This window comes from Rahnella inusitata (assembly GCF_003263515.1).
Classification (GTDB): domain Bacteria; phylum Pseudomonadota; class Gammaproteobacteria; order Enterobacterales; family Enterobacteriaceae; genus Rahnella; species Rahnella inusitata.
The window spans coordinates 1-23,251 of record NZ_JYDE01000022.1 but is presented as its reverse complement, the minus strand read 5'-3'; the positions used below and the strand labels follow the sequence as shown (position 1 = coordinate 23,251).

At 50.6% G+C, this 23,251-nt stretch carries 19 protein-coding genes, 2 tRNA genes and 1 rRNA gene; 11 read left to right on the top strand and 11 right to left on the bottom strand.

Going from position 1 to position 23,251, the window contains the following annotated elements; genetic code table 11:
• Positions 1-13: 13 nt before the first annotated feature.
• Complete coding sequence (epmB, locus tag TU92_RS14665; RefSeq protein ID WP_112167959.1) at positions 14-1,042, top strand: EF-P beta-lysylation protein EpmB; 1,029 nt, start codon at positions 14-16, stop codon at positions 1,040-1,042.
• Between the two features lie 81 nt (positions 1,043-1,123).
• Here the strand turns inward: epmB and TU92_RS14660 are convergent, their stop codons facing one another.
• From TU92_RS14660 to TU92_RS14645, 4 genes are all read right to left on the bottom strand, one after another.
• Positions 1,124-1,468, bottom strand: coding sequence for a DUF4156 domain-containing protein (locus TU92_RS14660; protein ID WP_112167975.1), 345 nt, complete (start codon positions 1,466-1,468; stop codon positions 1,124-1,126).
• A 300-nt stretch (positions 1,469-1,768) separates the two neighbouring features.
• On the bottom strand, positions 1,769-3,415 hold the full coding sequence (gene groL, locus TU92_RS14655; RefSeq protein ID WP_104923553.1) for a chaperonin GroEL: 1,647 nt from the start codon (positions 3,413-3,415) through the stop codon (positions 1,769-1,771).
• Between the two features lie 53 nt (positions 3,416-3,468).
• Positions 3,469-3,762, bottom strand: a complete 294-nt coding sequence (locus TU92_RS14650) for a co-chaperone GroES (protein WP_009636718.1) — start codon at positions 3,760-3,762, stop codon at positions 3,469-3,471.
• A 213-nt stretch (positions 3,763-3,975) separates the two neighbouring features.
• The gene (locus TU92_RS14645; protein ID WP_112167958.1) at positions 3,976-4,467 is read right to left on the bottom strand and encodes an FxsA family protein; all 492 of its coding nucleotides are present in this window, start codon (positions 4,465-4,467) and stop codon (positions 3,976-3,978) included.
• Positions 4,468-4,841: 374 nt separating this feature from the next.
• On the opposite strand from TU92_RS14645, the gene aspA reads away from it, so the two are divergent.
• From aspA to TU92_RS14605, 7 genes are all read left to right on the top strand, one after another.
• On the top strand, positions 4,842-6,278 hold the full coding sequence (aspA, locus tag TU92_RS14640; protein WP_112167957.1) for an aspartate ammonia-lyase: 1,437 nt from the start codon (positions 4,842-4,844) through the stop codon (positions 6,276-6,278).
• A gap of 134 nt (positions 6,279-6,412) precedes the next feature.
• Positions 6,413-7,714 (top strand): anaerobic C4-dicarboxylate transporter, encoded by a 1,302-nt coding sequence (locus TU92_RS14635; RefSeq protein WP_112167956.1) that lies wholly within the window; start codon positions 6,413-6,415, stop codon positions 7,712-7,714.
• 205 nt (positions 7,715-7,919) lie between these two features.
• Positions 7,920-9,665, top strand: coding sequence for a protein-disulfide reductase DsbD (locus TU92_RS14630; protein WP_112167955.1), 1,746 nt, complete (start codon positions 7,920-7,922; stop codon positions 9,663-9,665).
• A gap of 61 nt (positions 9,666-9,726) precedes the next feature.
• The gene (gene dicD / locus TU92_RS14625; protein ID WP_112167954.1) at positions 9,727-10,302 is read left to right on the top strand and encodes a division control transcriptional repressor DicD; all 576 of its coding nucleotides are present in this window, start codon (positions 9,727-9,729) and stop codon (positions 10,300-10,302) included.
• 129 nt (positions 10,303-10,431) lie between these two features.
• A tRNA-Phe gene (locus tag TU92_RS14620) sits at positions 10,432-10,507 on the top strand.
• Between the two features lie 760 nt (positions 10,508-11,267).
• Positions 11,268-12,161, top strand: coding sequence for a winged helix-turn-helix domain-containing protein (locus TU92_RS14610; protein WP_112167952.1), 894 nt, complete (start codon positions 11,268-11,270; stop codon positions 12,159-12,161).
• A complete protein-coding gene (locus tag TU92_RS14605) occupies positions 12,148-12,705 on the top strand; it encodes a FidL-like protein (RefSeq protein WP_244207847.1) in 558 nt (185 codons plus the stop codon). The genes TU92_RS14610 and TU92_RS14605 overlap by 14 nt, the downstream gene beginning before the upstream one ends.
• A gap of 21 nt (positions 12,706-12,726) precedes the next feature.
• On the opposite strand, the gene TU92_RS14600 is transcribed toward TU92_RS14605, so the two are convergent.
• The 5 genes from TU92_RS14600 to TU92_RS14580 form a co-directional block, all read right to left on the bottom strand.
• A complete protein-coding gene (locus tag TU92_RS14600; RefSeq protein ID WP_112167951.1) occupies positions 12,727-12,999 on the bottom strand; it encodes a helix-turn-helix domain-containing protein in 273 nt (90 codons plus the stop codon).
• 26 nt (positions 13,000-13,025) lie between these two features.
• On the bottom strand, positions 13,026-13,997 hold the full coding sequence (locus tag TU92_RS14595; protein WP_112167973.1) for a fimbrial protein: 972 nt from the start codon (positions 13,995-13,997) through the stop codon (positions 13,026-13,028).
• Between the two features lie 56 nt (positions 13,998-14,053).
• On the bottom strand, positions 14,054-14,791 hold the full coding sequence (locus TU92_RS14590) for a fimbrial biogenesis chaperone (RefSeq protein WP_112167950.1): 738 nt from the start codon (positions 14,789-14,791) through the stop codon (positions 14,054-14,056).
• Between the two features lie 51 nt (positions 14,792-14,842).
• Positions 14,843-17,344, bottom strand: coding sequence for a fimbria/pilus outer membrane usher protein (locus tag TU92_RS14585; protein WP_244207846.1), 2,502 nt, complete (start codon positions 17,342-17,344; stop codon positions 14,843-14,845).
• Between the two features lie 95 nt (positions 17,345-17,439).
• Positions 17,440-18,024, bottom strand: a complete 585-nt coding sequence (locus TU92_RS14580; protein ID WP_112167949.1) for a fimbrial protein — start codon at positions 18,022-18,024, stop codon at positions 17,440-17,442.
• A gap of 688 nt (positions 18,025-18,712) precedes the next feature.
• Between TU92_RS14580 and acs the strand changes: the two genes are divergently transcribed.
• The 3 genes from acs to actP are packed head-to-tail and all read left to right on the top strand — an operon-like array spanning position 18,713 to position 22,701.
• The gene (gene acs, locus TU92_RS14575) at positions 18,713-20,674 is read left to right on the top strand and encodes an acetate--CoA ligase (RefSeq protein ID WP_112167948.1); all 1,962 of its coding nucleotides are present in this window, start codon (positions 18,713-18,715) and stop codon (positions 20,672-20,674) included.
• Positions 20,675-20,728: 54 nt separating this feature from the next.
• Positions 20,729-21,040 carry a DUF485 domain-containing protein gene (locus TU92_RS14570; protein WP_112167947.1) on the top strand — a complete coding sequence of 104 codons (312 nt, stop codon included), beginning with the start codon at positions 20,729-20,731 and terminating at the stop codon, positions 21,038-21,040.
• A gap of 26 nt (positions 21,041-21,066) precedes the next feature.
• Positions 21,067-22,701: a cation/acetate symporter ActP gene (gene actP / locus TU92_RS14565; RefSeq protein ID WP_413535852.1), complete on the top strand. Its 1,635-nt coding sequence runs from the start codon at positions 21,067-21,069 to the stop codon at positions 22,699-22,701.
• A 298-nt stretch (positions 22,702-22,999) separates the two neighbouring features.
• Here the strand turns inward: actP and rrf are convergent.
• Together rrf and TU92_RS14555 are read right to left on the bottom strand one after the other, a co-directional pair.
• Positions 23,000-23,115: ribosomal RNA gene (gene rrf / locus TU92_RS14560) — 5S ribosomal RNA — on the bottom strand.
• A gap of 37 nt (positions 23,116-23,152) precedes the next feature.
• A tRNA-Thr gene (locus TU92_RS14555) sits at positions 23,153-23,228 on the bottom strand.
• Between the last annotated feature and the right edge of the window lie 23 nt (positions 23,229-23,251).

The following is a 23,251-nucleotide window of genomic DNA, read 5'->3' as shown; positions in this document are numbered from 1 at the left end:
TATTAGCCAAAAAATGGCAAACATTGTAACCCTAAAAACGCCATTTAGAGAAGATTGGTTGTATCAACTCGGCGATGTTATCACTGACCCCGATGAACTGCTTACTCTTCTGGCACTTAACGACAATGCAGAATTGCAAAGTGGGCGTGAGGCCCGTCGTTTGTTCCCGCTTCGCGTGCCCCGCGCCTTTGTGGCACGTATGCAGCCGGGCGATCCGCAGGATCCTTTATTGCTTCAGGTATTAACCGCGCGCGAAGAATTCATCGCCGCGCCGGGTTTTACCACTGACCCGCTTGATGAACAACGCAGCGTCGTTCCGGGCCTGTTGCACAAGTATAACAATCGTGCCCTGTTACTGGTGAAAGGCGGCTGTGCGGTGAACTGCCGCTACTGTTTCCGCCGTCATTTTCCGTATCAGGACAACCAGGGAAATAAGGCCAACTGGGTTCAGGCGCTGGATTATATCCGTACACGTCCCGAACTCGATGAAATTATTTTCTCCGGTGGCGATCCGCTGATGGCCAAGGATCAAGAGCTCGACTGGCTCATCGGTGAACTCGAAGGTATCGCGCACATTAAGCGTTTGCGCATCCATACCCGTTTACCGGTGGTGATCCCTGCCCGCATCACGGATGCCCTTTGCCAACGCCTTGAGCAGTCGCGTTTGCAGGTACTGATGGTGACGCACATCAATCACGCCAACGAAATTGATGACGCATTACGCGACAGTATGGCAAAGCTGAAAAAGCACGGTGTGACGTTGCTCAATCAAAGCGTATTACTGCGTGATGTGAATGACTCTGCTGATGTGCTGGCAGCGCTCAGCAATGCGCTGTTCGACGCCGGTATTCTGCCCTATTACATTCACGTGCTGGATAAAGTGCAGGGCGCGGCCCATTTCATGGTGAGCGACGATGAAGCGCGCGTCATTATGAAAGCGCTGATGAGCAAGGTGTCGGGCTATATGGTGCCGAAACTGACCCGCGAAATTGGCGGTGAGCCGAGTAAAACAATTCTGGATTTACGGCTGAAGCAGTCGTAAAGGTGCAGATTGCAGATGCAAAAAGGGATGCCATTGGCATCCCTTTATCATTTCTACACGGTTAAACCGCGCGGGGCCCGATTATGGGCACTTATAAACCTGGCCGACCATTTTGCTGTCAACTGGTGCAAAGCTGGACAGGAAGTTCTGAGACGGGCTGTTGGCACCATAAATGGTGTTGCCGCCCATCGCTGCCGCTTTGTTACGCAGGTCGTTGGCTGCACCACGCATGGAGCTGCCGTCGCCGCCGGTACCGGAGAACCAGTTGCTTTGGGCACCGGTGACCTGGCCGAGCAGCTGACATTCAGCGGCTGGCTTGTCGTCGGTGAATTTCACCTGCTGGCCCGCTGCATCCAGTTGATGAGTGGTACTGCACCCGGCAAGCAGCGCGATAGCTGACAGGCCCAGTAACATTTTAATCCGCATCACTTTCCCCATTTGTTTTTGTAATCACATAAAGCCTATCAGAAAACACCTGGCTCTCTTAGGCATCCGTTGCCACGTATACCCAAGGTTCCGCGCTATCGGTAAAAATCCGAAACCCACGCAGAAATGAGTCTACACGCTAAAGGTGGAAGACATTGAGACTTATCTTACTGAATGCGATAAAAAATGGTCAAATAAAAAAACCCGGCCTTTTCAGACCGGGTTTCTTCAGCACGTTCATCAGTAAACAAAATGCCTGCTAATTTCACGTACCTGCGGATGAACGCAGGGGGATGATGATTACATCATGCCGCCCATGCCGCCCATTCCACCCATACCGCCAGCGCCGCCCATATCGCCTTTATCATCTTTTGGCAGGTCGGTGATCATGCACTCAGTGGTGATCATCAGGCCGGCAACAGAAGATGCGTATTGCAGAGCAGAACGGGTTACCTTAGTTGGATCCAGGATACCCATTGCGATCATGTCGCCGTATTCTTCGGTATAAGCGTTGTAGCCGAAGCTGCCTTCGCCCGCTTTGACTTTGTTCGCGATAACGGAGGCTTCTTCACCGGCGTTAACCACGATCTGACGCAGTGGAGATTCCATCGCGCGCAGAGCAACACGGATACCCACGTTCTGGTCTTCGTTGTCGCCTTTCAGGCCAGCCAGAGTGTGAGCAACGCGGATCAGCGCAACACCACCACCAGCAACCACGCCTTCTTCAACGGCAGCACGGGTTGCGTGCAACGCATCTTCGACGCGGGCTTTCTTCTCTTTCATTTCAACTTCAGTTGCTGCGCCAACTTTCAGAACGGCTACGCCGCCTGCCAGTTTAGCCACACGCTCTTGCAGTTTTTCGCGATCGTAATCAGAGGTCGCTTCTTCGATTTGCTGACGAATCTGAGAAACACGGCCCTGAATGGTCGCTTCTTCGCCAACACCGTCGATGATGATGGTGGTGTCTTTGTTGATAACAACACGCTTAGCCTGACCCATGTCTTCCAGAGTCGCTTTTTCCAGCTCCAGACCGATCTCTTCAGAGATAACGGTACCGCCAGTCAGGGTTGCGATATCCTGCAACATCGCTTTACGACGGTCACCGAAACCAGGTGCTTTAACCGCAGCGACTTTCACGATGCCACGCATGGTGTTCACAACCAGAGTCGCCAGGGCTTCGCCTTCAACGTCTTCAGCAATGATCAGCAGTGGTTTGCCCGCTTTCGCAACGGCTTCCAGTACTGGCAGCATTTCGCGGATGTTAGAAATCTTTTTGTCAGCCAGCAGAATGAACGGGCTTTCCAGTTCGATTGAACCAGTTTCTGGTTTGTTGATGAAGTACGGAGACAGGTAACCGCGGTCGAACTGCATACCTTCTACAACGTCCAGCTCGTCTTGCAGACCGGTGCCTTCTTCAACAGTGATGACGCCTTCTTTGCCGACTTTTTCCATCGCTTCTGCGATCAGTTTACCGACGGTTTCATCGGAGTTAGCAGAGATGGTACCTACCTGTGCAATCGCTTTAGAATCAGAGCAAGGGACAGACAGTTTTTTCAGTTCTTCAACGGCGTGGATAACAGCTTTGTCGATCCCGCGTTTCAGATCCATTGGGTTCATGCCAGCGGCAACGGCTTTCAGACCCTCGGTGATGATGGCTTGTGCCAGAACGGTTGCGGTAGTGGTACCGTCACCCGCTGCATCGTTCGCTTTGGACGCGACTTCTTTCACCATCTGTGCACCCATGTTTTCGAACTTATCTTCCAGTTCGATTTCACGTGCAACGGACACACCATCTTTAGTGATGGTTGGAGCGCCGAAAGATTTGTCCAAAACCACGTTGCGGCCTTTAGGGCCCAGGGTCACTTTTACTGCATCAGCAAGGATGTTTACGCCACGCAGCATTTTCACACGGGCGTCATTACCGAATTTAACTTCTTTAGCTGCCATTGTTAATTTCCCTTCAATTCATTCAGTTCAGAAAAAAGTGGGTCGGAGGAGGATCAGGCTTCTACGATAGCCAGGATGTCGCTCTCGGACATAATCAACACTTCTTCATTGTCGATTTTCTCAGCTTTCACGCCGTAGCCGTCGTTGAAAATGACGATGTCGCCAACTTTCACGTCCAGCGCTTTCACTTCACCGTTTTCCAGAATGCGACCATGGCCGACAGCCAGGATTTCACCACGGGTAGATTTACCTGCAGCTGAGCCAGTCAAAACGATGCCGCCAGCGGATTTAGATTCTACTTCTTTACGCTTGACGATAACGCGGTCATGCAATGGACGAATTTTCATTGATAACTCTCCTGTGAGCGGATCCATATCTATTTTTAGGGTTGAATGCCTGACAGTATGCTGCCCGGCCTCGTGGTTTGTTTAATGGGGGCGATACATCGCCCTTCAAGGGGAAGCACAGAAAAATTTTCGTTTTTTCCTTCACATTGTCGCCTTTCAACCTGGCGAAAAACGGTCTTCCCAACAATTTTTTAACAATCAAGGGCACAGAGATTAGCGATCGCGGTGCTCTGTGTCGTCATCTTTTTTCAGAGAAACCAGACGTTCCTGGGTTTCATCGGTGCGCTTGAACTCGCCGTCAAAGGTATTGCCTGTCGGTGCGCTGTTACCCCAGTTGCCGCCGGAGCGGACGATATTGAGGTGAGGCATCAGTTTGAGCGTCAGGCGTTTCTGAACAGGCGGCAGTAAAAGCAGCAATCCGAGGAAATCGGTAAAGAAGCCCGGCACCAGCAGCAGGAAACCGGCCATCACCAGTGAGACGCTTTTCACCATTTCCGCCGCCGGGCTTTCGCCCAGCGCCAGTTTTTCTTGTAACTGCATAAAGGTCTTCATGCCCTGATTTTTCACCAAAGACACGCCTACGCAGGAAGTAAACACGACCAGCAACAATGTTGTCGCTACGCCGACCACTGCCGCCACCTTGATAAATAAGGTGATTTCAATGTAGGCCAGCAAAAATAACAGTAATAACGGTAACCAGCGCACCGCATTCTCCTTGTAATAAGGTTCCGGAAATCCAGTCTGAGGACATTCCGACACCATGAATGAGGGCCCGCTCAAGATCTCTGCCATCAAAGGCACGCGGGCTGACTACAATGAGATGGTGCTACATCTCAATGATTTCAAGCGCCAGTCCTGATTTAATTGAGCAGATAAATGATTTGTGAGAATTCTCACAGATACCAAAATACATGCACAACAAGAGGGCAGGATAGTGATCTTAATACGTGCAATTCGTTGCAAGCAGCATATGATCGCCTTCGTTGTCCAAACGATGGTTGATCGTTTTAAATTTACCACGGTAAGTAACATAATTTTAAACATCGCATAACGCGTTTAGTACCGAAGAGAAGGTTCTCATGTCAAACACCATTCGTATCGAGGAAGACCTGCTGGGCACGCGCGAAGTACCAGCAGACGCTTATTACGGCATTCATACCCTGCGGGCGATTGAAAACTTCTATATCAGCAATACCAAGATCAGCGATGTTCCTGAATTTGTCCGTGGCATGGTGATGGTGAAAAAAGCGGCGGCTCTGGCCAACAAAGAGCTGCGCACGATCCCACGCCATATTGCTGACATTATCATTCAGGCGTGTGACGAAGTGCTTGATAAAGGTAAGTGCATGGACCAGTTCCCTATCGACGTCTATCAGGGCGGCGCGGGAACCTCGGTAAATATGAACACGAATGAAGTGCTGGCGAACATCGGTCTTGAACTGATGGGACACCAGAAAGGCGATTATCAGTTCCTCAATCCAAACGATCACCTCAACAAATGCCAGTCAACCAACGACGCCTACCCGACAGGTTTTCGTATCGCCGTGTATGCCTCACTGCTGAAGCTGGTCGATGCCATTTCCCAACTGGGTGACGGCTTCGAGCGTAAAGCCAAAGAATTCGAGAACATTATCAAGATGGGGCGCACGCAGTTGCAGGATGCGGTTCCGATGACGCTGGGTCAGGAATTCCACGCGTTCAACGTGCTGCTCAAAGAAGAAACCCGCAACCTGATCCGCACCGGCGAACTGCTGCTGGAAGTGAACCTCGGCGCGACGGCGATCGGTACCCGTCTGAATACGCCGGAAGGTTATCAGCAACTGGCGGTAGAAAAGCTGGCGGAAGTCAGCAATCTCCCGTGCGTTCCGGCCGAAGACCTGATCGAAGCGACCTCTGACTGTGGCGCATACGTCATGGTTCATAGCTCGCTGAAACGTCTGGCGGTAAAGCTTTCTAAAATCTGTAACGACCTGCGCCTGCTCTCCTCCGGCCCGCGCGCTGGCCTGAATGAAATCAATCTGCCAGAGTTACAGGCCGGTTCTTCGATTATGCCCGCCAAGGTCAATCCGGTCATTCCGGAAGTGGTGAATCAGGTTTGCTTCAAAGTGATCGGCAACGACGTGTGCGTGACGATGGCGGCAGAGGCCGGTCAGCTTCAGCTGAACGTGATGGAACCGGTTATCGGGCAGGCAATGTTTGAATCAGTTCATATCCTGACGAACGCTTGTTACAATCTGCTGGAAAAATGCATCAACGGCATTACCGCAAATAAAGAAGTGTGTGAGTTTTATGTATTCAACTCTATCGGTATCGTCACCTATCTCAATCCGTTCATCGGCCACCACAATGGCGATATCGTCGGTAAGATTTGTGCAGAAACCGGCAAGAGTGTCAGGGAAGTGGTGCTTGAACGTGGTCTGCTGACCGCAGCAGAGCTCGACGATATTTTCTCGATCGAAAATCTTAAACACCCGGCATATAAAGCAAAACGCTACACGGATGAAAATGAACAGTAACAGACTCCATTACTGACCTTTTAAAGGCTCGTTGTTCTGCGGAACAGCGGGCCTTTTTACTTTGTACGACACAACAATTACATAACAAATAATTATCAATTCCTTAAGGAGTACTGGGAAATGGACAGACAACCATGTTAATCATCGAACTTATTATCGTATTGTTAGCGATCTTTCTCGGCGCGCGCTTAGGCGGTATCGGGATTGGTTTCGCAGGCGGATTGGGCGTACTGGTACTCGCCATGATCGGCGTGAAGCCAGGGTCGATTCCTTTCGACGTCATTTCCATCATTATGGCTGTGATCGCCGCCATCTCGACCATGCAGGTCGCCGGCGGGATGGATTATCTGGTCCAGCAAACCGAAAAGCTGCTGCGGCGCAATCCGAAGCACATCACTATTCTAGCTCCCATAGTGACTTACTTCCTGACCATCCTCGCGGGAACGGGCAACATCTCACTGTCGGCGTTACCGGTGATTTCTGAAGTCGCCAAAGAGCAAGGCATCAAGCCCTGCCGTCCGTTATCCACCGCCGTGGTCGCAGCGCAAATTGCTATTACCGCGTCGCCGATTTCGGCAGCAGTGGTTTATATGTCATCAGTGATGGAAGATCACGGTGTCAGCTATCTGCATCTGTTGATGGTGATGATCCCTTCCACGCTGGCGGCCGTTATCGTGATGTCTTTGATGGTGACCTGGTGCTTTGACTCCAAACTCTCTAACGATCCGGTCTATCTGAAACGTTACGAAGAAGGTCTTGTGACACTACGAGGCGATACCGTTATCGACATCAAACCGCGCGCAAAACTCTCCGTGCTGTTATTCCTGCTCGGCGTGTTATCGGTGGTCGGGTATGCGGTGATCAACAGTCCGAGTCTCGGGCTGGTGGCTACGCCGCTGATGACGACTACCAGCGCGATCCTCATTATCATGCTCAGCGTGGCGACGTTAATTACCCTGCTATGCCGCGTTGATACGGATTCGATTCTGACCTCCGGTACGTTCAAAGCGGGCATGAGCGCCTGTATTTGTATCCTCGGCGTGGCGTGGTTAGGCGATACCTTCGTGCAGGCCAATATCGGCTGGATTAAAGAAACAGCGGGCAGCATTATTCAGTCGCACCCCTGGTTGCTGGCGGTAATTTTCTTCTTCAGTTCTGCACTGTTGTATTCCCAGGCGGCAACGACAAAAGCCCTGTTGCCGATGGCGCTGGCGCTGAGCGTTTCTCCGCTGACTGCCGTGGGTTCATTTGCCGCCGTCTCCGGCCTCTTCATTCTGCCGACCTACCCGACGCTGGTCGCAGCGGTTCAGATGGATGATACCGGTACGACCCGCATCGGCCGCTTCGTGTTCAACCATCCGTTCTTTATTCCCGGCACCGTCGGCGTTTTCCTGTCAGTTCTGTTTGCCTTCGGTCTGGGCAGTTTCATTCTCTGACATTTTTACGGGGGCTGCGGCCCCCGTGATATCAACCTTCTCCTTTACTGACTTTTGTAAAAGTCCCGCAAGACTTTCTGCGCAACGATGACGCAGGGTATACTCTCAACTCCTTAACGCGTTACGGCATGAAGCCGTCCGCATCTTCTGTCGAATCATTCAGCGGCTGTCTGCCTTCGCCGCGACAAAGAGAAGTAAACTCTGCATGGATCACCGAATTCTTCGTATTTTCTTCCTGCTGTTTAGCTTGTGCCTGTTGCCGCTTCAGGCTCAGGCATCGCTCTTTAGCCAACCCGCTGCGCCGCAGTTTGTCCCCGTCGATCAGGCGTTCAGCTTTGATTTCCAGCAGCAGGGACATGACCTCAAACTGAACTGGCAAATCCGCGACGGCTATTATCTTTATCGCAGCAAAATCGAGCTCGAACCTAAGAACGCCGAACTGGCGGCATTCTTCCTGCCAAAAGGCCGCGAACATCATGATGAGTTTTTCGGCAACAGCGAAGTCTACGAAAATGCCCTGCGCATCACTGTTCCTGTACGTCAGGCCAGCCAAAATGCCACGGTGCGTGTGACCTATCAGGGGTGCGCCGCCGCCGGATTCTGTTATCCCCCGGAAACCCGCGAAGTCCCGCTCAGCGCGGTGACCGATGCGCAGCCAACGGGCTCGCCAGTGGCGGATCCTGCTCCTGAACGGATTACATCTGTCGACGCCACGCCCGCCCCGCAAAGTACGCCGCTCCCCTTCTCGCCACTGTGGGCATTGCTGATCGGTATTGGAATTGCGTTTACCCCTTGCGTATTGCCGATGTATCCGCTGATTTCCGGCATCATTCTTGGCCGCCAGCGACCGCACAGCATGAAGCGAATTTTCCTGCTGTCGCTGGTGTATGTACAGGGTATGGCGCTGACCTACACCGTTCTCGGTATGATCGTGGCGGCGGCCGGTTTGCAATTTCAGGCGGCGCTGCAAAGCCCCTGGGTATTGATCGTGCTGTCGGTGATGTTCATCGCGCTGGCGCTGTCGATGTTTGGCTTGTTCAGCTTGCAGCTTCCCTCTTCCGTTCAGACCCGTCTGGCGTTGTGGAGTAATGAACAAAAAGGCGGATCGCTGCCGGGCGTCTTTATTATGGGTGCGCTGGCCGGGCTGATTTGTTCGCCCTGCACCACTGCGCCGCTGAGCGCCATTCTGCTTTACATCGCCCAGAGCGGTAACCTGCTGGCCGGTGCCGGCACGCTGTATCTGTATGCGCTGGGGATGGGCATCCCGCTGATTATCGTGACAATGTTCGGCAACAAACTGCTGCCGCGCAGCGGCCCCTGGATGAGCTACGTCAAAGAAGGGTTCGGCTTTGTGATTCTGGCGTTACCGGTATTCCTGCTGGAGCGTGTGATTGGCGATGTCTGGGGGCTACGTTTGTGGAGCCTTCTGGGGGTCGCGTTCTTCGGCTGGGCTTTACTGCTGAGCCTGAAAAGTCAGCTTGGCGTGGTCAGAATCTTGCAGCTGATTTTCCTCGCGGCAGCACTGGTGGTGAGCCGTCCGTTACAGGACTGGGCATTCGCGCCCGCTGTAAATACCGCAACTCCACAACATGCGCTGAGCTTCCAGAAGATCCACAACGTTGATGAATTGAATGCCGCGCTCACGGGTGCTCAGGGCAAACGTGTGATGCTCGACTTATATGCTGACTGGTGCGTAGCCTGCAAGGAGTTCGAAAAATACACTTTCTCTGCGCCAGAGGTGCAGAATGAACTGGCCAATACCCTGCTGCTTCAGGCGGATGTCACCAAAAATTCGCCGGAACAAAAGGCGTTGTTAAAGCGCCTTGAAGTTCTGGGATTGCCGACAATTATCTTCTTCGGCCCTGACGGCCAGGAGTTACCCCGGTCGCGGGTGACAGGATTTATGGATGCTGCGGCTTTTACTGCGCATTTGCAGAAAGCCCGTCATTAAACGACACTGGTTTTTGAATAACGCGAATTGTTTTAATAACGCGAACTGTGAGGAGGCAAACGTGCTACGTGAACAAGTTCTTGATCAAACCTTAAATATCCTGGAACAACGTGGCCTTGCAACCATGTCACTGGAATACGTCGCCGAACGCGTGGATGTTCCGCTTAATGAGTTGCGCCGCTTCTGGCCGGATGCAGAAGCGCTGCTGTACGACAGCCTGCGTTACCACGGCGAACAAATTGATGTCTGGCGTCGTCAGCTGATGCTAGATGACTCCCTGAGCGCACCGCAGAAATTGCTGGCACGTTACAAGGTGCTCGATGAACAGGTCCGTCAGCAACGCTATCCGGGATGCCTGTTTATCGCGGCGTGCACATTTTTCCCGGACAGCGATATGCCAATCCATCAGTTAGCCCAGCAGCAGAAACTGGCATCTTATGAGTACACGCTGGCACTCCTGCAGGAGATGGGTTCCGATGACGCCGAGATGGTGGCCCAGCAAATGGAGTTGATCCTGGAAGGTTGCCTGAGCAGGCTGCTGGTCAAGCGCCAGCTAAACGACGTAGAAGTTGCGCGCCGGCTGGCAGAAGACGTTTTAAATGTTGCACGCTGTCGTGAACACGGCGCGCTTTCCTGACTTTCTGAGCATTCAGACAGGGAATTTCCTCGTTTTTGAATGAAAAGCCAGCAAACAAACGTGTTTTATGTGTTTTAGGTGACAAAGCCGTTGACGGCTTAGGCCCAATACGGTTTAATGCGCCCCGTTGCCCGGATAGCTCAGTCGGTAGAGCAAGGGATTGAAAATCCCTGTGTCCTTGGTTCGATTCCGAGTCCGGGCACCATATTTAGAAGAACCCGCCTATGGCGGGTTTTTTGCTTTCGGAATAAGGACTCTCCATCGAACTCCGTTCGATGACTCGCCTTAACAGGCTCGCCCTGCGGCGTTAGTCCGAGTCCGGCACCCTATTTAAAGAAACCAGCTTAACGGCTGGTTTTTTGCTTTCTGACATTTATAGAAATTTTGCCCCTTGCCCCCTACTGTTCCCCTCTCAACTACCGCATTAATCGCTCAGACTTATCCCATAAAGCATATTAAACCTGCATTTGAACTGATACATTGCAGTTTGCAACATTGCGCAAATTTATAGGATGTAAAATGCCCTCGCCGATAACCCTGGATGCCTGCCGGCGTTTCTCCAGAGGAACATCGTTTCTGGATCAAAAAGCGTCTGTGCTAAAAGCGTGCCCAATGCTGGGAGACGTTAACCATGGCTGCAACAACAGAAGCCGTAGCCCCGCATCAGTTCGATGAAATTAATGCGCCAGTACCCATCCTGAATCCTGATAATTCACTCACTACTAAAATTCCGTACATGATTTATATCGTTTTTCATCACAAAAACTTGCCAGACAATACATCAAAAAGTGAAAATTTCGGTAAGGTCACGTGTAAACTATTCTCACAAACTCTATTTTATAAATTGAACGGTTTATACTGACTGGCCGTATTTTAGGTATATAAAGGTAAAATGACACCAACGCAATTGAACGTAATTGCCTGATGCAGTGAAAACTCAGGATATTCGAGACAGGGAGATAGGGATGCAAATGATTTATCTGATTGAAAATCAAATAGTCTTTAATCCGGAGGATAACTCACTTTCATTACCGAGCGACACTGAAAGTAAGATCACGGTATCTAATCCTGCGCGGAGAATATTATCACTGCTCATTGAGCAGCATGGCATCGTTGTGGAACGTGAAACATTCTTTAAAAAAGTATGGGACGATTATGGGTTGACAGCCAGTAATAATAACCTCAATCATTGCATCAGCAAATTACGCAAAGTGGTTTCAACACTGGGTTATACCGGCGAATTCATCATCACTGTGCCTAAAGTCGGCTTTATCATTAAGAAAGAGACGGATATTACGGCACAGTTCGAGCTGAACGTCGCTCAGGAAAGAACAGAACCGCCTGCGGAAGAAACGAGCTCGTTACCGGAAATCACACCGTCTGATCTTCCACATAACGAAACACAGGCAACGCCCGCCCCTCTGCATGAACCTGTAGGGCAGAGCGAGACATTAACTGACACCGAAAAAATTAACTATAAGTATCCTTTTATTTTTACTACATTTTTACTGTTCTCATTTGCTGTGTGGGGGCTTTATACGCTGCACGGCGTGATGACCGATCCTAAAGCCAGACTGCAGGTCAGTAAGATCGGCGACTGCGACTTGTATTCTACTGCGCCAGTGTCAATGTCCAGAAAACAGGACTTCATACAGCTGGCACAGAATTTCATCCTGAAAAATAAAATGACGTGCACACCGGGGAATATATTTGTATTTCAAAGCGAGCAATTCACCACGCCAATTAACACCGGTTCTGTCCGTGATTTTATGGCGCAATGCAGCACGAATGACACTCACAAAATCAACATTTGCATCAGTTATTATGCGAATGACAGGACAACGCATGATAAGTTTTAGAACATGGCCATCACCCGGCCAGAAAAGTACCTCATTGATACTATTAATGGCTGTGACGTTGCTGGCGGCAAATTTATACGGAACATCAGTAAAAAACAATAAAATCGCTTTCCCCGTCAATACGTCATGCAGAGGAAATATGATTGTGGAACCGACTTACGATAATGAGAGAGCCAGGTTGACGAGCTCGCTGTATTTCAGCTTCCTTGATAACAATAAGATACTGATCTCTCTTAGCGGAACAGGTTATTTATATGACAAAACAGGTAAGATCATCGAACGAAAAACCCTGCTGAGAAATATCTATTTTGATTATGTGCATGAGAGCAAATCTACCGATACCTACTCCCTCACCAGCACGCAAATAAATATCGACAGCGTAGATAATATGGACTGGAAAATGTCATCCCTTTTATTGATGAACAGTTTTTTTCTGAACGGCCATACGGACACACTGGTCCTCAAAAAATACGATGAAAACACCATGTTAATTGAGAGTAATCAGTCCCCGATTATGATGTGTGTATTCAAAAGTGAGCTCTGAAATCGCATCCTTGCGTAGTGATCATTTGTAATACAGATAGAGATCAAAACCGCAGGCCTGCGCATAGCGAGCCAGCGTATTAAAACTGGCTTGAGCCGGGCGCTTCTCAAGACGAGTGATCGCCGGAGGCGTCACTCCAAGGCGTCTGGCCAGCTCGGTTTTACTCAGTCCGGCATCCTCCCGGATAGTCTGCAGCATGGCATGAATTTGCGTTTCGGCGATGAGCTCGGGCGCCTGCGCGGAGTAAATCGGTTCTTCCAGCGCCTGAGCGCGTAATTTAGCCGTTCTTAGCATGTCGTTCTCCCTGTTCTGAAATGAGGTCAGTAGTAATTGATCTTGACGATCACTGACGCATCAAACTGCCCAAGTGAAAGTGTTTTCCCCGGTATTGCGCTGAGTTTGGCCGTGAAATTCTTGGTGACTTCATTGACGTTATTCAGCTCAGCAAAGTTGTCATAGCGATTAAAGGTAATCGCCTGATCTTTATCGTTGTAAAGCATCAGTTTCGCGCCGTTCGACAGATCGATGGCCGTGTTATCGAGTAACGGGCTGGCCGTCGAGAATTCGGCCTGCAACGAGAAGTTGTCCAGACATCCCTGTTTAACCGCCTTGATAGCGAAAGGCAGGGAAATGCCCGAAGAACGTGAAAGTGTGGTGCTTTGAATTGCGCCAAAATCGACAATCTGCGATTCCGGATACACTTTTAAATCCGAGCCGCAGGCCAGAAAGCGGATCCCCTGTAATCCCGACAGGTTGTATTTGAGGTTTTTCGCGCCCGGTGATTTGTTTATCCCTCTGCTGCCGTCGAGCTGGAATACTGTGAACTGATCCGCGCCCTGATAGTGACCGCTGGAAGGGGCGTTGCCGCTGACCTTGATATACAGACGGAAGGTCACATTGACCGTCACATTCTGACCTCTTCGGATAGGTGTACTGTTAGTGCTAAGACGTTGTTCGTTCTGCTCAAGATCCTGCCCGTTGTAGCTGACACCCAGCAGCAATCCCTCACCAATCGACTGGGACTTCGGGTTGAAGTAGAAATGCACAACGTCCACGATCGAGCCGAGCACGTTATCGCAGTATGCTGTGACGTTGATATCGTTCGATTCCCAGATTTTGGTACCGACGGGCACATTTGCCGGGATCGCCAGCTGCCCCACCGGAATGGCGGGTTTATCCACGATGCCTGTGCCTTTCTCCACGCAGTCCAGCGCCAGCGCGCTCCGGGAAAACAGGAATAGCAGGATATACATCACCGTCCGCCACCACGTTGCTTTAAAAACTTCAGGCATAACCATTTCCTACCCTTCAGATAAACCGGTTTATATACAGAGCGTCCGCGCGGGGATTATTTAAGGGCGTCCTTGCTGATGCGCTCACATTGCACGGCGGAACATGTGTACTGATTGATCTGTAAACCGCCGTAGTCGTCCATGTAACCCAGGCTGTAGGCCGTGCTGACATATTGGCTGCCGGTAAGCGATTGTGTGTCAAAGGGTGCGAGCATTACGCTGTCGAAGCCCGGCACGTTACCTTTATTGTCTTTCCCCAGATAACCCACCGTGATGTAAAACGGCGTCGGATTGGTCAGTTTTAGCCCGTCACTCAGGCGGCTTACCTGAAGTTGCTCCTGCCAGTTCCCCTTTATCAACTTGCGTAGTTCTGCGGGTCGGAAGAACAGCTTCACACGGCTTTGAATCGCCACCTGCATGACGTTCGCCATGTCGCTCTTTGGTGGCACTTCACGCACATTGAAATAAAACAGAGACTCACGGTCTTTGGGCAACGTGGCAGTTTCCGGCAGCTGGAGGATGCGGATCTGGCTTTTCTGGCCGGCATCAATACGCTGCATCGGTGGCAACGCGACGAGCGGAGAAGTGATTTTTTCGCCCTGCGCATTCTCCAGCCAAACCTGCGCCAGATACGGCAAATCCTTGCTCTGGTTTTCCAGCATCACGCTGACCGATTTATCACTGGCGTTATAAATGATGCGTGTCCGGTCAAGGTTCACGGCGGCGAGCACCGGTTGGATCATTCCGGCAATCATAAGTAATGCGCCACTGAGTCTAAGTATCGGGTTGTTCATCCGGTTATTCCTTTCCTGATTGGGTCTGATTTCATGCTGTTGTCTGCACGCTTATGTGCAAGGTAATAACATCTGTCCACTTTGGCTGGCGGGCGTCGATGGCACCTGAATGCGACACTGGTTTTCGTCTCCCCACCTTACGGTCAGTGATTTCTCGCCAGACACGCCGGCCAGATAGGCCAGCCCGCCGTCACCGATAAGCCCCGCCTCAAAGCCAGAACTGTTGTCGGTAACAGAGGCGCCCAGCGGTGGATAACTGCCATCGGCCATACGGATCACCGCCATCAAACGCTCGCCTTTAATCGCACGAATTTTGCGAAAACCTATCGCCCCTTCGGTGAGCGTTTTACTGACCACCGAGCTGTAGACTTCCACGTCATCCGGCAAATGGTTGACGTCTACGCGGATATCCGATGTCTGATAGCTCGAGACGCCATTTACCACCGCAATCCCGTAATCGTTAGTGACGGATGCGCCGTCGCTTATCGGAATACCTTTCACACCGGTGGAAACCATCATTCGCGGTTCACTGCCTGCGCTGCTTTGATGTAATGCCGCGCCAGCGGCCGTCGCCGTCAGCGAGCCATACCAGTTGGCATTTATCGAGCGGTAGTCGTTGTTCTTCACGCTGCCATTCGCGCCAAATTGTCCGTACGGCGACATGTGCTGATAGTTTGCGCGGAAAACGCCGTCCCCTTTTTGCAGGTCAGGGCTGCTGCCACCGGCGCCAACGCGCCAGCTGTTATTGGGATCCTGACTGTTGTAGTACGAAGCAGTTTGCGAGAAGCCCCCCTGCGAATCCTTCTGTGCGTCGTAACTGATTTGTTGCCCTGACGACAGCGGCAGGCTGAATGATAGGAACATCTGATTTTCATCCGTATCCCGGTACTTCAACTTGCTGGCGGAAAAGGTGCCGGAGATGCCGGTAAACTTCCCGATGTCGAAAATCTTACTCACCGACACGCTGTAGTTATTGCTCGGGTCCTCATTCCAGTAGACCTTGTGCGTGGCCGACAGATAGAGAGTGATCGCCGGCCATGGCAGATACTGATTAGCCGTCACGGTGTACGTTTGTTTATCGTCGCGCGAATAACCGTCGCCGTTGACCTTGTCGAGATACTGACTGAACGACATGAAGGTTTTTTCCGTGAAACGATAACCGGCAAACGTGATCTGGCTGCCCGTGGATTCAAAACGCTTGGAATAGTTGGCGCGGTAACTGAAACCCGTTTGCTTGCCCGCTACCGGCACCGTGGCCGATGAACGCGTTACGTCAAAAGAGACCGCACCCAGTTTTTGCAGATTTTGACCCACGCCCAACGCCTGCGCCTGATAGTTACCGGTAGTGGAAATCAGCCCGCCGTAGAGCGAGAAGTCATTCATCGCCCCCCAGGACATTTCCCCGCTGTAAAAACCCGGCTGCAAAACATGGTTGTTGCTGCCGGTCGTCGGTTTGCCTATCGCAGTTTTGAAACGCACCTGTCCCTTGCGGGTCAGGAAGGGAATCGTGGCGGTCGTGACCTGATACGTCGTCACGCTGCCATTTTCTTCTTCGATCTTAACGTCCAGCGCGCCCTGCACGGCTTCGGTAAGGTCCTGAACCACAAACGGCCCCGGCGAGACGTTGGTCTGATAAATCACCCGGCCGTTTTGACTGATACTCACTTTGGCGTTTGTTTTCGCAATCCCGGTGACCTGCGGCGCATAACCGCGCAGTGACGGTGGCAACATCCGCTGATCACTGTTGACGGACACACCGATAAAACGAAATGAATCAAAGATATCGGAGTTGAAATAGGTCTGGCCGCCGGTCAGACGCGCGCCGATAGAGGGCAATGCACGAAACAGATAGGTTTGCGTCCAGGTAAATTTATCGCTTGAAGGGCTGCCTGACGTCCGTGCGGCCGAATACTGATAATCTGCACGTGCCCGCCATGGCCCGAGATTGAACCCGGTGGTTCCGTAGCTGCTGAGGCTGGTCGAGCTGGCGCCTTGCTGAGGCATATACTTGCTACCCAGCAGGTTGTAATCAAGCAACGCACCATTCACGCCCTCATCCCACTGGGAAGGTGGCACCCAGTTCTCATCATGAAAGGTTAACCACGCCTGTGGGATGCTGATGTTCAGCGTTTGTTTTTCCTGATCGTAACGCGCAGTCACTTCTTTCTCCTGGTCCAGAGAAGTACATCGTTCCTGATGCCAGAGCGTGAGTTTTGCGCGCGCCTCTTTGGTCAGATCAAATTTATCGACCAGAGAAGGCGGCAGGCACAGGCGACTGTTCTTACTGTCGTCTGTCGGGATGTATTTAATGAGGCTTTGATCGCCCAGCGTACGGCCATTCAATACCACATCTAAAAGGTATTCGCCGGGTGCGATATAATTAGCGGTCTGGAAACGTGAGAGATCGACATTATTGCGATCGGCAGAATCAATAAAGTTTACGTTGAACTCGACAGCGAAGCTTTCGACGGAAATAAAGCATCCTGAAAAGAAGAAAATACACCACGTGGTAATTTTCTTTACTGCTGACGTTCCGCCCAAGACAAACAACATAATTACGCCACTTTTTTATTTTTATAGATCCAGCACGGAACCCCGATGCACCCGAAAAATAAAGGGGAGAGAACTCCCCTTAATAAAAAAGCCGATTACTTATAGTTCAGCGCGTAAGTAGCCTGAGAAACAATAGTACCGGTTGAGACTGGCTGGGTATTGGATTCAACACGCGCCGCAAACACCAGCTCGTTGTTACCGGTGACCAGGTTGATGTCTTTAGAGGTATCGCCTACTTTCAGCAAGTCGCCGTTGGCATCGATCAAACGAATGCCTGCACCTTTCGCGCTGCCGGTGTTAGCCAGCAATTCTGTTGCACTGCTGTCAGGCGTACCAGCAAATGAAACCGCAACTTTAGACATCGCCGGATATTCAACGGTGCCCGCAGTTTGCGCGGTCAGGTTACAATCTTGCAGATGAATGGTGTAGTTAACATTCTGAGAATACTTATTGCCGGTTTCCAGTACTTTATTCGCGACCTGACCCATATCGACGTTAATGTCTTCATCACCTGCAGCAATGGAACAAGGTGCGTTAATAACGGTACCGGTGAAGTGAATACGGCCAGAACCCTGGTCGGTACCTGTAGGAGGAGTCCCGGTTGCTTCTTCGGCAAAGGCGGAAGCAGAAAGAATGGCAGATAAAGCAATAATTAGTGTCTTGTTCTTAGCGTTAAACATAATTTGTCCTTGAGATTTTAACGGTATTTATTAAGCCATGGGCTATTAAGCGATATTTTTCGCTGTACCGAAGAGAGCACCCCTCTCTTGCCAGATCAATATACTGATATTTACGTTTTGACGTTATAATAATTTGCACAATGCAAATATTAAGAACTTTACCCCACCATTAATATTTAAATCTCATCTTTATGAAGGAAAATTAACTTATAGGTAAAAATTATTAACATTAAATGTTCCACCCTGAATGAAAATCACTCCTATTTATGCACGGAATTAAGCTTTATTTAACCAAATAGTTACGTTTGCATTAAACTATTTTTACTTTTAAGCGTTTGATGACACATTTCCACTGCCAGAGATCAGAAAAATCCTTCCACAGCTCAAAAACATGTTGCCGCCGAAACATTGGATATTCGGTCCAGGATCATTTTCGTAATAAAACTTATTTCATTACCTGTTCAGTAAATTGAGAGAAAACATGTTTATTATTTCGGTGCGTTAATTCGCACGAAATTATCCGTCCCTTTCCCGAACTTATGTGGCACGCCCCGCAGCGATGTTGTAGATATCCTGCTGCTTTATCCCTGCTTGCGTGATCTGACACCCAAAAAGCAAACAAAGCCCTGATGCAAACTACACTTAACCTTTGATTGACATATGATTAACAAATCAAAGGAGAAAAATCATGAGCCATGTTTATAAGCATCCTATTCCTGCCTCTGTGGCAGAACGTACCCTGATCACACCTGAGAAATATCAACAGTACTATCAACAGTCTGTAGAGGACCCGGATACATTTTGGGGGGAGCAGGCGAAAGTTCTCGACTGGATCAAACCTTTCACAAAAGTGAAGAACACCTCTTTTGCTCCCGGTAATATCGATATTCGCTGGTTTGAGGACGGCACGCTTAATCTCGCAGCCAACTGCCTGGATCGTCATCTGGCAGAAAAAGGCGACCAGACGGCATTAATATGGGAAGGCGATGACCCGAACGCTGAAAATCAGCATGTCACCTATAAACAACTTCACCATGACGTGTGTCAGTTCGCCAATGTGCTGAAAGGTCTGGGCGTGAAGAAAGGCGATGTGGTGGCTATTTATATGCCGATGGTACCGGAAGCAGCCGTGGCGATGCTGGCGTGTGCCCGAATCGGCGCAGTGCATTCGGTAATTTTTGCCGGTTTCTCTCCGGAAGCTGTCGCTGGACGTATTGTCGATTCCAGCGCCAAAGTTGTGATCACGGCGGATGAAGGCTTGCGCGCAGGCAGAACTATTCCGTTGAAACAGAACGTCGATGACGCTCTGAAAAATCCCTCAGTGACCAGCGTCACTCACTCCATCATTTTCAAACGCACCGGCAAACAGGGCGAATGGAAAGAAGGGCGAGATATCTGGTGGCATGATGCTGTTGAAGGCGTATCAGCGGATTGCCCTGCAGAAGAAATGAATGCTGAAGACCCGCTGTTCATCCTCTATACCTCAGGCTCAACCGGAAAACCGAAAGGTGTATTGCACACCACTGGCGGTTATCTGGTGTATGCCGCCCTGACCTTCAAATATACCTTTGACTATTACGATGGTGACATCTACTGGTGTACCGCTGACGTCGGCTGGGTTACCGGCCATAGCTATTTGCTCTATGGCCCGCTGGCTTGTGGTGCCATTAGCCTGATGTTCGAAGGCGTACCGAATTATCCGACGCCGGCACGCATGGCTCAGGTTATTGATAAACACAAAGTGAATATCCTCTACACCGCGCCAACCGCGATTCGTGCGCTGATGGCCGAAGGAGATAAAGCCGTGGCGGGCACTAGCCGGGAATCACTACGGATTATGGGGTCCGTGGGCGAGCCGATTAACCCGGAAGCCTGGGAGTGGTACTACAAAACCATCGGTAACAGTAAATGCCCGATCGTTGATACGTGGTGGCAAACCGAAACTGGCGGTTTCATGATTACGCCGCTGCCAGGCGCGACAGAACTGAAAGCGGGATCAGCTACGCGTCCTTTCTTCGGCGTACAACCTGCGCTGGTGGATAACGAAGGTGTCCCTCAGGAAGGTGCCTGCGAAGGTAATCTGGTCATCACGGATTCATGGCCAGGTCAGGCGCGCACCCTGTTTGGCGATCATGACCGTTTCGAGCAGACCTACTTCTCTACGTTTAAAAACATGTACTTCAGTGGTGATGGTGCTCGTCGTGATGAAGACGGTTACTACTGGATAACCGGTCGCGTCGATGATGTGCTCAATATTTCCGGCCACCGTTTGGGTACCGCAGAAATTGAATCTGCACTGGTCTCACATCCTAAAATTGCAGAGGCCGCCGTCGTCGGCATCCCGCACAGTATCAAAGGTCAGGCGATTTACGCCTACATCACACTCAATCACGGCGAAGAACCGTCCCCGGAACTCTATACCGAAGTCAGAAACTGGGTACGCAAAGAGATAGGTTCCATCGCGACGCCTGACATTCTTCACTGGACCGATTCACTACCTAAAACCCGTTCCGGCAAAATTATGCGGCGCATTCTGCGCAAAATTGCCGCCGGAGACACAAGCAATCTGGGGGATACCTCTACGCTGGCGGATCCCGGTGTAGTCGAAAAATTGTTGGAAGAAAAACAATCAATGAAAGTGCCATCGTAATTTTCACCGCCCTGGCGCGGTGAACTCTATCAATGCCTCAAAGGAGTCACTGAGATGAATGATCTCATTTATCAGAGAGTTGTAAATAATCCGCGCTTCAGGGAATTGGTGCAAAAACGCAGCCGCTTTGCCTGGTTACTTTCAGGTATCACACTGGCGATGTATGTCGCCTTCATCTTGCTGATTGCGTTTGATCCACAATGGCTGGGCACCCCACTTTATGAAGGTGCTACGATCACACGCGGGATCCCGGTGGGTGTCGGGTTGATTGTAATTTCCTTCGTTCTCACCGGTATTTATGTCATCCGCGCCAATGGTGAGTTTGACCGACTCACCGCCGACATCATCCGTGAGGTACAGCCATGAATGCGCGCCGCAGTTCGCTGCTTCTGATGCTTTCAACGGCCCTGCCTTTCAGCGCCTTCGCGGCAGAAGGCATTGCCGGTGAAGTAAAACGTCAGCCGCTGAATATCGAAGCTATCGTGATGTTCGTGCTGTTTGTTGGCGCAACACTTTACATTACTTACTGGGCGTCGAAACGAACCCGCTCCCGTCAGGACTATTACACGGCGGGTGGAAAAATTACCGGACTGCAAAACGGTATGGCGATCGCGGGGGATTTCATGTCTGCCGCATCTTTCCTTGGGATCTCCGCACTGGTTTATACGTCAGGTTATGACGGCCTGATTTACTCCATTGGTTTCCTGATAGGCTGGCCAATCATTTTATTCCTGATCGCCGAGCGTCTTCGTAATCTTGGCAAGTACACCTTTGCTGATGTGGCATCTTACCGGCTTAAGCAGAAACCTATTCGCGTGCTCTCCGCCTGCGGCTCGCTGGTTGTCGTCGCACTGTATTTGATCGCCCAGATGGTCGGTGCGGGTAAGCTGATTCAGCTGCTGTTCGGCCTGAATTATCATGTTGCCGTCGTGCTGGTAGGTATCCTGATGGTGATGTACGTGTTGTTCGGCGGGATGCTGGCCACGACCTGGGTACAAATCATCAAAGCTATTCTGCTTTTAGCTGGCGCAACATTTATGGCCGTGATGGTCATGAAATCCGTCAATTTTAACTTCAACACGCTCTTCATTCAGGCAGTGGCATCTCATCCCAAAGGTATCGCGATAATGAGCCCCGGAGGGTTAGTATCCGACCCTATATCGGCACTGTCTTTGGGCCTGGCATTAATGTTCGGTACTGCCGGGCTGCCACATATCCTGATGCGGTTTTTCACCGTCAATGATGCTAAAGAAGCCCGTAAAAGCGTATTCTATGCCACTGGATTCATTGGTTATTTCTACATTCTGACTTTCATTATTGGCTTTGGCGCCATAGTGCTTGTGGGCTCTAATCCGGCCTTCAAAGATGCAAGCGGTATCCTGCTGGGCGGGAACAATATGGCAGCAGTACATCTGGCCGATGCTGTCGGTGGCAGCTTCTTCCTCGGCTTCATCTCTGCCGTCGCGTTCGCGACTATCTTAGCCGTCGTTGCTGGATTAACACTTGCGGGTGCGTCAGCTGTTTCACATGATCTTTATGCCAGCGTTATAAAAGACGGAAAAGCTACAGAACGCGATGAGCTACGTGTATCGAAGATCACGGTCATCATTCTCGGAATTGTGGCTATCGGGTTGGGCATTTTGTTTGAAAAACAAAATATTGCGTTCATGGTCGGTTTGGCATTCTCCATTGCAGCGAGCTGTAACTTCCCGATTATCATTCTGTCGATGTATTGGGCAAAGCTGACGACGCGTGGTGCGATGATTGGCGGCTGGCTCGGGTTGCTTACGGCTGTGATCCTGATGATCCTGGGACCAACCATTTGGGTGCAGATTTTGGGGCATGCAAAACCAATCTATCCATACGAATATCCGGCACTGTTCTCAATGATTGTTGCTTTTGTTGGCACATGGTTCTTCTCGATTACCGATCACTCGCTTGAAGGACAGAAGGAAAGAGAACGCTTTTATCCACAGTTCGTACGTTCGCAGACTGGCATCGGGATTTCGCAAAGCTCTAATCACTGATTTATTAAACTCTAAGAGTGCTGAAATGCAAAAGGCCATCCTAATGGATGGCCTTTTTGTTGGTAAATATTTACTCATATCTGGCATAGCAAAAGCCCTGTACGCCAGTACGGGGCTTTCTACTTATTTGATGCCTTGCCAATTGATGAACCACTCCGTGGCTCCCCCTTCGGGCCGTTGCTAGGCAACGTTCAAAAGCGTTGCCTTTGTTCTACTTTCTTTTCGCGTAGCAAGCGACCTGATAGCAAAAAAGACAAAAGCCCCGTACTTTCGTACGGGGCTTTTGTCTTTTTTTGATGCCTGGCAGTTCCCTACTCTCGCATGGGGAGACCCCACACTACCATCGGCGCTACGGCGTTTCACTTCTGAGTTCGGCATGGGGTCAGGTGGGACCACCGCGCTAGTGCCGCCAGGCAAATTCTGTTAATTTACCGAACTCTACGCTTATTACTGGTGCTGATACCCAGAGTCGAACTGGGGACCTCACCCTTACCAAGGGTGCGCTCTACCAACTGAGCCATATCAGCACGCTTATTCTTATAACAGTCCG